The 12,021-nt window shown below is 75.7% G+C and carries 6 protein-coding genes; 3 read left to right on the top strand and 3 right to left on the bottom strand.

What is annotated here, in order from left to right:
• From GA0115242_RS00005 to GA0115242_RS00015, 3 genes are all read left to right on the top strand, one after another.
• The coding region (locus GA0115242_RS00005; protein WP_275941917.1) for a lanthionine synthetase LanC family protein at positions 1–348 on the top strand (348 nt) is incomplete at its 5' end.
• A gap of 46 nt (positions 349–394) precedes the next feature.
• The gene (locus GA0115242_RS00010) at positions 395–637 is read left to right on the top strand and encodes a hypothetical protein (protein WP_256089294.1); all 243 of its coding nucleotides are present in this window, start codon (positions 395–397) and stop codon (positions 635–637) included.
• A gap of 173 nt (positions 638–810) precedes the next feature.
• Positions 811–3,726 carry a helix-turn-helix transcriptional regulator gene (locus tag GA0115242_RS00015; protein WP_093823141.1) on the top strand — a complete coding sequence of 972 codons (2,916 nt, stop codon included), beginning with the start codon at positions 811–813 and terminating at the stop codon, positions 3,724–3,726.
• A 7-nt stretch (positions 3,727–3,733) separates the two neighbouring features.
• Here the strand turns inward: GA0115242_RS00015 and GA0115242_RS00020 are convergent, their stop codons facing one another.
• From GA0115242_RS00020 to GA0115242_RS00030, 3 genes are all read right to left on the bottom strand, one after another.
• Positions 3,734–4,993 (bottom strand): MFS transporter, encoded by a 1,260-nt coding sequence (locus tag GA0115242_RS00020; RefSeq protein ID WP_237548510.1) that lies wholly within the window; start codon positions 4,991–4,993, stop codon positions 3,734–3,736.
• Positions 4,994–5,029: 36 nt separating this feature from the next.
• Complete coding sequence (locus GA0115242_RS00025) at positions 5,030–6,289, bottom strand: cytochrome P450 (protein WP_093823143.1); 1,260 nt, start codon at positions 6,287–6,289, stop codon at positions 5,030–5,032.
• A partial coding sequence (locus GA0115242_RS00030; RefSeq protein WP_093823145.1) for a non-ribosomal peptide synthetase occupies positions 6,286–12,021 on the bottom strand: 5,736 nt, incomplete at its 5' end. The genes GA0115242_RS00025 and GA0115242_RS00030, both read right to left, overlap by 4 nt.

Raw genomic sequence — 12,021 nt, forward strand, 5'->3', positions numbered from 1 at the left:
GCCGCCGCGCGGCTGCCCGGACCGCCCGACCTGACCCGGGCCGCCGCGGTGCTCGCGGAGGCCGAGGTCGGTCCCGACCTGAGCCTCGGCCGGGGCACCCTCGGCGCCCTCGAAGCGCTCACCGTGCTCGCCGACCGGGGCGTGCCGCGGGCCGCCGGGTCCCTCGACCGGCTCACCGGCCGGGTGCTCGCCCTCGTCGAGGCGCAGGGCCACCGGTGCGCCACCCCCGACCACGTCCCCTCCCCCGGGCTGCTGACCGGTCTCTCCGGCATCGGCTACGGACTGCTCCGCCTCGCCTGTCCCTCGACCGTCCCGTCCGTCCTGCTCCTGGGACACCCTCGCGCCTGACCGTCCCGCTCCGCCCCGCGCACCACGGCACTTCCACCTCCACCTCGTGCGTGTCACCCGCACGGGACTCCAGAAGGGGATCACCGTCATGGACCAGAACCTCACCGCCACCGCCGCCGACGCCACCGCCGACACCGCCGCCGAGGAGCAGGACGCCGCGGGCGGCATCACCCTCAGCGGCCGCAACCGGGCCTGCGCGCGGGCCCGGGTGCTCGCCGGGATGGTCCTCACCAGCGGCATCGTCATCACCCTGAGCACCATCGACACCTCGGTGTCCGCCCCGAACTGACACCCCGCCGGTCTCCTTCCGGGTGACGGCGCGGACCCGCGGGACGGGTCCGCGCCGCTGTGTGTCGCGGGGCGGGGCGTCCGGTGCGGCCCGCGTCCCGCCGTCCCGTCCGGAGAGGTCGGGAACCGGGCGACCTGACGGAAATGCACGTAAGCGGATTATCATCTGCGTTCATGCGTTCCCATGCGCCTTCCCTGGTCGGGCGGGACCCCCAACTCACCGTCCTCGAACGCGCCATGACCGACGCGCGCCAGGGCAACGGCGGTGTCGTCTTCCTGGTCGGCGAGGCGGGCGTCGGCAAGTCGCGGCTCGCGGCGGAGGCCGTCGGCGGCGCGCTCGGCTCCGGGATGCGCGTGCTGCGCGGCCGGAGCAGCACCACGGGCCCCGCCGTGCCGTTCCGCCCGCTCACCGAGGCGCTGATGTCGCTGTTCCGGGGCGGCCCCCCGATGGACGACCTCGCGCTCGGCCCCTACCGTCCGGTGCTGGGGCGGCTGATACCCGACTGGGACACCGGGGAGCGCGAGAGCAGCTCCATGGTCATCCTGGGCGAGGCGGTGCTGCGGCTGCTGATCGCCGCCGGGCGCGGCCAGGGCCAGTTGCTGCTCCTGGAGGACCTGCACGACGCCGACCCGGAGACGCTCGGCGTCCTGGAGTACCTGGTCGACAACCTGGAGTACACGCCGGTCCTGCTGCTGGCCACCGTGCGCACCGACTTCAGCGACGCCCTCGACCTCGCGCAGTCCGCCCGCCGCCGCGGGGTCGCGGGCCTGCTCGACCTCCAGCCGCTCTCCCGGCCGCAGGTGCACGAGATGGTCAGGGCCCAGCTCGGCGCCGAGGACCCCGACGACGTGCCCGCCGAGGTCCTGGAGCGGCTCTGGGAGGACAGCGCGGGCAGCCCGTACCTGGTCGAGGAGCTGCTCCAGTCCATGATCGGGGCCGGGACCCTGGTGCAGGGCCCGGAGGGCTGGCGGTCCGTCGGGGATCTGCGCCGTGACGTTTCGTCAGCGCTGGCGCGCGGCATCCTGCGCCGCATCGACCGGCTGGGCGCCCAGGGTCTGACCCTGCTGTCGGCCGCCGCCGTGCTGGGCCGCCGCTTCCCCCTCACCGTGCTCCAGCGCATGACCGGCGTCGACGACCGGGCCCTGCTCAGCCATCTGCACGCGGGCGTCGCCGCCCGCCTGGTGCTCCCGGACGAGCCCGCGCCCGACTGGTACTCCTTCCGGCACTCCCTCACCGTGGAGGCCCTCTTCACCCAGATGACGCCGGGTCAGCGGGCCGATCTGGCCCGGCGCGGCGCCGAGGCCGTCGAGGAGCTGCACCCCGGCCTCGGCGGCGACTGGTGCGCCCTCGCCGCCGGGCTGCGCGAGGCGGCCGGGGACCGGGTGGAGGCCGGGCTGCTGTTCGCGGACGCGGGCGGCCGGGCCCTGGTCGCGGGCGCTCTCGGCTCCGCGGTCACCCTGCTCAGCCGCGCCGAGAGCCTGCTCGGCGACGCCGACGACCCGCAGGCGCGCGCCGGGGTGCTGGAGAACCTGCTGCCCGCGCTCGCCGAGGCCGGTGACTTCGCGCGCGCCTTCGACCTCGTGGACGACCTGCACGCCCTGGGCGGCGCGGGACTGAGCCCGGTCCGGCTGGCCACCCTGCACACCCGGCTGGCCAAGGTCGCCCACACGGCGGGCCGCTGGACCGACGGCAACCGGCAGGTCGCGCGGGCCCGCGAGGTGCTGGCGGGCGCGCCCGACGAGGCGACCGCCGCCGCCGTCGACGTCACGGCCGCCTATCTGGCCCTCGACACGCCCGGCGCGGACCGCACCCAGCACGCCGAGAAGCTGGCCCGCGCCGCCGCCGACACCGCCGAGCGGCACGCGCTGCCGGTCGTCGCCTGCCAGGCCAGGGAGCTGCTGGCGACGGTGGCCAGGGAGCGCGACCCGGAGGAGTCGCAGGCGATGCTGGAGCAGGCGCTCGCCACCGCGGAGCGCCACCGGCTCCCGCTCCAGCGGATGTACGCGGCCACCCGCATGGGCGGCAACGCCTGGCTCGCCGAGGGCGACACCGCGGGACTGCTCGCCGCCCGCGAGGAGGCGCTGCGCCTGGGCTCCGTCAACATCGTGCACACCGTGGACGGCATCCTGGTGCTGGACGCGGTGCTGCGCGGGGACCACGAGGGCGCCGCGGCGGCCGCCGCCGACTGCCTGGCCGTGGTGCGCAGACTGCGGCTCGCGCCCGCCGTGCGGTACGTGCTGATGGCGCAGGCGGTGCTGGCGGCGCACCGCGCGGACCGGGCCGCGATGGAGGCGACGCTCGCCGCGTTCACCGAGTGGGACGGCGCCGGTTCGCAGGAGGAGCCGCTCGGCCTCGGTCTGGCCCGCGCCTTCTGCGGGCTCCTGGAGGAGGACCGGGACCTGGCGCGCGCGGAGCTGCGCACCCTGGTGGCGCTGGAGGCGGGCAACCCGTCCACCTACCACCTCAGCGGCACCCACGGTCTGGTGCTGCTGCTGGACGTGCTCGCCGGGGACGCGGACCGGGCCAGACACGAGGAGATCACCGCGACCGCCGTGGCCCGGATGCGCTGGAACCGGCAGTTCGTGCTGCTCAGCGACGCCGTGCTGCTCGGCAGGGAGGGCGCGGGGGCGCGGGCGGCCGAGACGGTGGAGGCGGCGCTGACGGTGTCGGAGCCGTACCCGCTGGCGCAGCACCTGGGGCTGCGGCTGATCGCGGACGCGGCGCACCAGGACGGCTGGGGCGACCCGGTGGGCTGGCTGCGCCGGGCCGAGCACTACTTCCACGAGCGGGACGTCGCGGCCGTGTCGGGGGCCTGCCGGGCGGGGCTGCGCCGCCTGGGCGCCCCGGTGCACCAGCACCGTTCGGGCACCACCGGCATCCCGGAGGAACTGCGATCCCAGGGCGTGACGGTGCGGGAGTTCGAGGTGTTCCTGCTGCTCGCGGAGCGGCTCGGCAACAAGGACATCGCGGAACGGCTGTTCATCTCCCCGCGCACCGCGGAGAAGCACATCGCGAGCCTGATCACCAAGACGGGGGCGGCCAACCGCGCGGACCTGTGCGCGCGGTCGGCCGCCCTGCGGGCCGGCTGAGCGGACGTCAGCGCATGGCGCGCACCGCCCGTGACGCGAGGACCGCGAGGCCGGTCAGGGCGAGCACCGCCGCGACCGTGCCGAAGAGGGCGAACATGTCGACGCCCGCCAGGGCGCCGCAGGCGATCAGGGAGAGCGGGGCCACCGCGTAGCCGAGGACCATGTCGACGGAGATGACCCGGCTGAGGACCTCCTTCGGGATGTTGCGCTGGATCCAGCTCAGGCCGAACACGCCCTGGAAGCCGATGGCGAAGCCCATGGCGAGGACGGTCGCGACCACGGCCGGGGTGCTGTGCACCAGGCCGAGGACGGCCATCCCGGCGCCCAGCCACCCGGCGAGGGCGGCGACCAGCAGGCCGACCCGGGGACGGCCGCCGACGGCGCCGCCGGCGAGGGTGCCGAGCAGGGCGCCGCCCGCGAGGGCGCCGTTGAGGATGCCGAGGGTGGCGGAGCCGCCGCGCAGCACGTCGTCGGCGAGGGCGGCGAACCCGACCGTGAACGGCCCGGCATAGCAGAAGTTGACGGCGGTGTCGAGGACGACGACGGTGCGCAGCCGGGGGTCGCGCAGGGTGTAGACGACGCCCTCCCGGATGCGGGAGCCGAGGGTGGTGCGCTCGGCGGGCGCGGCCGGGGGCGCCGCGGGGTCGGGTTCGGCCGCGGGCCTGGTGCGGATGCGGGAGACGCACCAGCCGCAGAGGGCGAAGCAGACGGCGTCGACGAGGAAGGCGACCGGCGCCTTCGTCAGGGCGATGACGACACCGCCGACGGCCGGGCCGACGACGGCGGCGGTCCTGGCGCCCGCGCCGAGCAGCGCGTTGGCGGGGGTGAGGAGGTCGTCGTCGACGACGGAGGGCAGGATCGAGACGCGGGCGGGCTGGAAGAAGGCGTCGACCGCGCCGAACGCGGCGGCGGCGGCGCAGAGCATCCACACCGTGAGGTGGCCGCCGAGACCTGCGAGGCCGACGGCGGCCATCAGCGCTGCTCTGGCCCAGCTGGAGACGACCATGAGGGTGCGGGTCGACCAGGAGTCGCCGAGGCTGCCGCCGACCAGGGTGAGCAGGGCGCGGGGCACCGCCTGGAAGGCGAGGACGTAGCCGAGGGTGAGGGTGGAGCCGGTCAGGCCGAGGGTGATCCAGGAGAACGCGACGACGCTGAAGCCGTCGCCGAGCAGGGAGAGGGACTGTCCCGCCCACAGGAGGCGGAACAAGCGGTGCCGGGCGGGTGCCCACAGCCGCGGACCGGCTCCGGCGAGGGTGGTGGCCATCATGTGCCTTTCTTCGTGCGGGGGTTCGCGGAGGTCCGGTCAGTAGCGGACGGGCAGGGCGGTGAGGCTGCGGTTGAGCAGGGACGGCTGCCAGCTGAGCCGGGCCGGGTCGTCGAGGGTCAGGCCGGGATGGTCGACGACCAGGGTGCGGACGGCGGCCACCGCGACCAGCCGGGCCAGGGCCGCGCCGATGCAGAAGTGGGCGCCGAAGCCGAAGCCGAGGTGGGTGGCGCCGGAGCGGTGGACGTCGAACCGGCCGGGGTCGGGGAAGCGGGCCGGGTCGCGGTTGGCGGCGGCGGTGACGAGGAAGATCCGGTCGCCCGCGCGCAGGGTGCGGCCGTCGAGGTCGAGGTCCTGGGCGGCGGTGCGGATGGACATCTTGGACGGCCCGTCGAGGCGGAGCGTCTCCTCCACCGCGCCCTGGGCCAGTGCGGGGTCGGCGCGGACGGCGGCGAGCTGGTCGGGTCTGGTGTGCAGGGCGAGGACGGTGTTGGCGATCAGGTTGCTGGTGGTCTCGCCGCCCGCGAACGCCATCTGGGTGAGCATCCCGACGAACTCGGTCTCGCTGACCGAGTCCCCGACCCGGCCCTCCGCCAGCACCTGGCTGATCAGGTCGTCGCCGGGTGCGGCGCGGCGCCTCGCGACCAGGTCGCCGAGGTAGTCCTCCAGGCTGACCAGGGCCTGGAGGGAGGCCCGGTACTCGCTCTCCTCCTGGGCGGTGCCGAGGACGAGGTCGGCGACCCGGGCGTTCCAGTACCAGAAGGAGGGCGCGTCGGCGCGCGGGACGCCGAGCCAGCGGGCGAAGACCAGGGCGGGCAGCGGCTTGGCGGCGTCGGCCATCAGGTCGCCCGCCCGGCCCGGCACCGCCTTGCGGGCGAGGACGGCCCGGGTCGCCTTCTCGGTGAAGGCGCGGTAGCGGGCCACGGCGCGGGCGGCGAACGCCTCCTGGAAGACCTGGCGGAGCCTGCGGTGCTGGGGCGGGTCGTTGAAGACCATCCAGCGGGACAGGATGCCGAAGGCGCGCTCGGCGTCGGCGCGGGCGCCCTGCGGGACGGCGTCCATGAGGGGCCTGACCCGGTCGGCCGAGACGGCGCGGTCGCGCAGGCAGCGCATCACCTGGTCGTACCCGGTGACCAGCCAGGCGTGGTGGAGCGGGCTCCAGTGCACGGGGGCGCGGTCGCGCAGCGCGTCGAGGTGGGCGTAGGGGTCGGCGATCATGTCGGCGGCGAGCAGGTGCCGTTCGACCGGGGCGGGGGCGTTCGGCGCCGCGGGGGCGGGCGCGAGGGTCTCGGTGGTCATCGGGTCTCTCCCGCCTCGATGGTGGTGAGCAGGTCGGCGATGCCGGTGACCCTCGGCTCGGCCATCATCGACATGTGGTCGCCGTCGCTGATGTGCAGGGTGAGTCCGCCGCCCGCGACCTCGCGCCACCGGCTGACGTAGGTGTCGTAGTCGACGTCCAGGCCGGGCATCGTGCGGCCGCGGGGCAGTCCGGCGGCCTCGCTGCCGACGACCAGGTGGACGGCGCCCGGGTAGGGGCGGACCTCGTACCCGGCGAGGGCGGCGAGCAGTGAGTGCCAGACCTCGATCGGCGCGTCCTCGACGAGGGCCGCCTCGGCCGGGCTCATCCCGGCGCCCAGCAGGGTGGCGGTCAGCTCGGCGGTGATCCGGTCGCGTTCCGCCCCGGCGGACGTGCCGCGCAGCCGGTCGCGCAGCCGCAGCGCCTCGCGCAGGTCCTTGGTGACGCCGTTCAGCCGCTCCCGGGCGGCGGTGTTGGGCAGGTAGGGCTCGACCAGGACCAGGGGGGCGACGGGGTGGCCCGCCCGGTGCAGCTGGGTGGCCATCTCCAGGGCGATGTTGGCGCCCATGGACCAGCCGAAGAGGGCGTGCGGTCCGGTGGTGTCGCGGTCGGTGATCTCGGCGGCGTAGTTCGCGGCGATGCCGGTCACCGTGCTCGGGTCGACCCCGCCGAGCAGGCCGCGCGCCTGGAAGGCGTGCACGGGGCGGCCCGGCGGCAGGGCACGGGCGAGCGGCACGAACCAGGCGGCGCTGCCGCCGGTGGGGTGCACGCACCACAGCGGCCGTCCCTCCCCCTCGCGCAGCCGTACCTCGGAGGTGACGGTGGCGGGCAGGCCCTCGCCCGCCGCGCGGGCGGCGTGGGCGGCGAGCCGGGCGAGCGTGGGGTGCTCGATCAGGTCGCCGACGGTGACCGGCAGGCCGCGCGCGGCGGCCATCAGGGAGACCCGGACGGTGGAGAGCGAGCTGCCGCCGATGCGGAAGAAGTCGTCGTGGACGCCGATCCGGGAGAGTCCGAGGACCTCGCGCCAGATCTCGCCGAGGATCTTCTCCGCCGGGGTGGCCGGGGCGGTGTACCGGGTGTCGGAGCGGTCCGTCTCGGTGGGCGGCAGCGGCAGCGCCCGCTTGTCGATCTTGCCGCTGCGGTTGACCGGCATCGCGTCGAGGACGACGAACCGGGCGGGCAGCATGTAGGCGGGCATCGAGGTGCGCAGCCGGGCGCGCAGTTCCTGCGGGTCGGGCACGGCCGGTCCGGTCCCGACCAGGTAGGCGATCAGGGCGGGTTCGCCGCCGGGCAGGTCGGTGCGGTGCAGGACGACGGCCTGGCGGATCTCCGGGAGGCGGCGCAGGGCGTGCTCGATCTCGCCGAGTTCGATGCGGAAGCCGCGCAGCTTGACCTGGGCGTCGCGGCGGCCGAGCCACTCCACGGACCCGTCGGGGCGCCGGGCGCCGAGGTCGCCGGTGCGGCACAGCCGGTCGCCCGGGGCGCCGAAGGGGTCGGGGACGTAGGTGGCGGCGGTCAGCGCGGGCCGTCCGAGGTAGCCGCGGCCGACGGCCCGTCCGCCGAGGTGGATCTCGCCCGGCACGCCGACCGGGACCGGCTGGAGGTCGTCGTCGAGGACGTGGACGGTGGTGTTGCGGATGGGCGTGCCGACGGGCGGGTGGCCCTGGCCGGGGGTGAGTTCGGCGGCGACGGACCAGACCGAGGTCTCGGTGAGGCCGTAGACGTTGTGGAAGCGGCGGCCCCGTGACCAGACGTCGGCGAGTTCGGCCGGGCACGCCTCCCCGGCGACCTGGAGGACGCGCAGGTCGGGGAAGTCGTCGTCGCCGAGGACCGCGAGGGCGCTGGGCGGCAGCATGGCGCCGGTGACGCGGGCCGCGCGCAGGGTGCGGGCCAGGTCGGGGCCGGGACGCAGGTCGTCCTTGGCGGCGGTGACGAGGCAGCCGCCGTTGGCGAGGGACCAGGTGAGTTCGAGGACGGAGGCGTCGAAGCCGAACGACGCGAACTGCAGGACCCGGTCGTCGGCGGTGGGCCGGATCAGGTCGCGCTGGCCTTCGAGCATGTTGGACAGGCCGCGGTGCGGGACGGCCACGCCCTTGGGGGTGCCGGTGGAGCCGGAGGTGTAGATGATGTACGCGAGGGTGTCGGCGTCGGGTGCGCGGCCGGGGACCGGGGCTTCGGGGCGGGCGGGTTCGTCGAGGTGCAGGACGGGTCCCGCGAAGGGGACGGTGCCGTCGAGGGCGCGCTGGGTCAGCAGTACCCGCATCCCGCTGTCCTCGGCCATGAACGCGAGCCGGTCGGCGGGGTGTTGCGGGTCGAGCGGCAGGAACGCCCCGCCGGAGCGCAGCACTCCGACGGCGGCCCGCACCAGGTCGGGGCCGCGGTCGGTGCAGATCCCGACGACGGTCTCCGGGCCGACGCCCAACCGGCGCAGCCGGTGCGCGAGTTGTCCGGCCTGCTCGTGGAGTTCGGCGTAGGTGAGCCGCTGCGGCCCGTGCTCGACGGCGAGGGCGTGCGGGGTGGCCGAGGCGTGCCGGGCGATGTGCTCGTGCAGGAGCAGCGGGGACGGCGCGAGGTCGGGGCCGGTGGCCTCGTCGAGGGCGGCGGCGCGGGCGGCGCCGGTGAGCGCGGGCCGGGTGACCGGGGCGTGCGGGGTGGTGACCATGGCCGCGAGGACGTCGCGGTAGACGTCGGCGAGCTGTTCGGCGGTGGCGGGGGCGACGAACTCCGGGTCGGCGTCCAGGGTGAAGGCGTTGACGCTGGCGTTGACCAGCAGCGGGAACATGGTGCGGGCGATCTCCAGGGAGTCGTCCCAGGACTCGTGGGAGAGGCGGTGGAAGTTGACGTAGTTGAAGACGGTGTCGGTCAGCCGGGGTTCGGTGGGGCGCAGGGCGGCGATGCGGACCAGCGGGACCCGGCGGTGCGGGAGCATCTCCTGCTCGGCGGCGAAGACGTCCCGCAAGTAGGCGAGCCAGGACGCGCGCGGGCGGGCCACGCCGAACGGCACGGTGTTCAGGAAGAGTCCGCGCATCCGGTCGGCGCCGGGCAGCTCGGGGCGCCCGTTGGTGACCAGGCCGACGCTGTGGCCCAGGACGCTGTCGTCGCGGTCGGCGAAGAGGCTCATGGTGTGGTGGAACGCGGTGAGCAGCACGGTGCGCCGGGGCACCCCGGCCTCCTTCGCCAACGCGCCGATGCCGGTGGCGAGTCCGGCGTAGGAGCGGCGGGCCTCGTGGACCGGCGGGCGGCCCGCCGCCTCGCCGGGCGGGCGCCTGCGCAGGGTGACAGGGCGCAGGTCGGCGAGCCGCTCGCGCCAGTAGCCGAGCGCCTCCTCCCCGCCCAGCGCGGCCCGCTCCAGGGCGACGTACTCGGCGAAGGCGGGGGCGGTGGGCGGCTGCGGGGCGGTGCCGTGGGCGACGGCCTCGCGGTGCAGGGCGAGCAGGTCGGCGACGAGGGAGGTGAGGCTCCAGCCGTCGAGGACGACGTGGCAGTCGGTGAGGACCAGCCGCAGGTCGTGGTCGGAGACGTGGTGCAGGTGGATGCGGACCAGGGGCGCGGCGGCGAGGTCGAAGCGGCGGGCGAACTCCTCGTCCACGAAGGCGTGCAGCCGGGCCCGCTGCTCGTCGCGGGGCAGGCCGCGCAGGTCGGTGTAGCCGACGGGCAGGTGGGCGCTGCGGTGCACGAGCTGGAGGGGTTCGCGGTAGGAGACGAGGTCGACGGAGGTGCGCAGGATGGGGTGCCCGGCGACCACCGCGTCCACGGCCGCCTGGAAGGCACGGAGGTCGAAGCCCTCGGGGACGCTGATCTTCAGGTCGGTGACGTTGTGGTAGGCGCCGCGCCGGGGGTCGGCGAGCATCTCGTGCAGCATGCCGGCCTGGAGCATGGTGAGCGGGTAGGCGTCGGCGAGTCCGTCCGGGAGCCGTTCGGCGTCGGCCGGGTCGAGCTGGGAGAAGGGCGCGACCGGTGCGGGGTCGTCGCCGACGTCGTGGACGAGGGCGGCGAGCGCGGCGAGGGTGCGGGTGCGGAAGACGTCGGCGACGCTGAAGCCGAGGCCGGCGAGGTGGCCGAGGCCGACCAGGCGCAGGGCCAGGATGGAGTCGCCGCCGAGTTCGAAGAAGTTGTCGGTGCGGCTGACGTGCTCGACGCCGAGGACCTGGCTCCACACGCCGGCGAGCGCCGTCTCGACCGGGCCCTCGGGCGGCACGTGGGCGCCCTGTCCGGTGCCGGTGGGGCGCAGGGCGGTGAGGGCGGCCCGGTCGACCTTGCCGTTGGCGGTGAGCGGGAGCCGGTCGTGGCGCACGAACAGCGCCGGGACCATGTAGTCGGGCAGGGTCAGGCGCAGTCCCTCGCGCAGCGCGGGCGGGTCGAGGGGGCGGCCCTCGGGGGTGACGACGTGGGCGACCAGGCGGGCGGTGCCGCCGTCGCGGCGGGCGACGACGGAGGCGTCGGCGACGCCGGGCAGGGCGCGCAGCGCGGTCTCGATCTCGCCGGGTTCGATGCGGTAGCCGCGGATCTTGACCTGGTGGTCGGCGCGGCCGACGTAGCCGAGCTGGCCGTCGGGCAGCACCCGGACCAGGTCGCCGGTGCGGTACATGCGGGTGCCGGGGGCGGCGAAGGGGTCGTCGAGGAAGCGTTCGGCGGTGAGTGCGGGCCGGTTGCGGTAGCCGCGGGCCACGCCGCCGCCGGAGACGTGCAGTTCACCGACGCTGCCGGGCGGGACGAGTCTGCCCCAGGGGTCGAGGACGTAGCCGTGGGCGCCGTCGAGCGGGCGGCCGACGGGTGAGCGCTCGCCGCCGTCGGTGTCGTCCCGGGTGATGGTGCGCAGGGTGACGTGGACGGTGGTCTCGGTGATGCCGTACATGTTGACGAGGGCGGGGCGCGGGCCGGGGGCGGCGAACCAGTCGCGGTAGTCGCGGGCGTCGAAGGCGTCGCCGCCGAACACCACGGTGCGCAGGGCGAGTTCGGGGAACCCGGCGCCGGTGTCGGCGAGGTGGGCGCGCAGTCCCTTGAAGGCGGCCGGGGTCTGGTTGAGGACGGTGACGCGCTCCTCGCGCAGCACCCGGTGCACGGCGGCCGGGTCGCGCACCTGGTCCGCGGTGAGGACGACGACCCGGCCGCCGGAGGCGAGCGGCGCCCACAGCTCCCAGACGGAGAAGTCGAAGGCGGGCGAGTGCATCAGGGTCCAGACGTCCGCCGGTCCGAAGTCGAAGTGCCGGTCGGCGGCGCCGAGCAGCCAGGCCAGGTTGCCGTGGGTGATCTCGACCCCCTTGGGGCGTCCCGTGGAGCCGGAGGTGTAGATGACGTAGGCGAGGTCGTCGAGGGCCGGTAGGACGTCGTCGGTGGGGGCCGGGTCGGTGTCGTCGGCGGTGTCGAGGACGAGCAGGTCGACGGGGAGCCCCTCGACGGCGGGGCGGGTGGCGGTGTCGGTGACGATCCAGTCGATGCCGGAGTCGGTGACGGTGAACTCGCGCCGGGCCCGGGGGTGGGAGGGGTCGAGCGGCAGGTAGGCGGCACCGGCCCGCCAGACGGCGAGCAGGGCCACCGCGAGGTCGGGCGTGCGGTCGAGGCAGACGCCGACCAGGGAGCCGGGGGTGATGCCGGCCGCGCGCAGCCGCCGGGCGAGCGCGGCGGCCTCGGTGTCGAGCCGGGCGTAGTCGTAGCGGCGTCCCGCTCCGCAGACCGCGAGGGCGTGCGGGGTGGCGGCGATGTGGTCGGCGAGCCGGGCGGGGGCGGTGCGCGG

The sequence above is a fragment of the Streptomyces sp. SolWspMP-5a-2 genome, from assembly GCF_900091845.1.
GTDB classification, from domain to species: Bacteria; Actinomycetota; Actinomycetes; order Streptomycetales; family Streptomycetaceae; genus Streptomyces; species Streptomyces doudnae.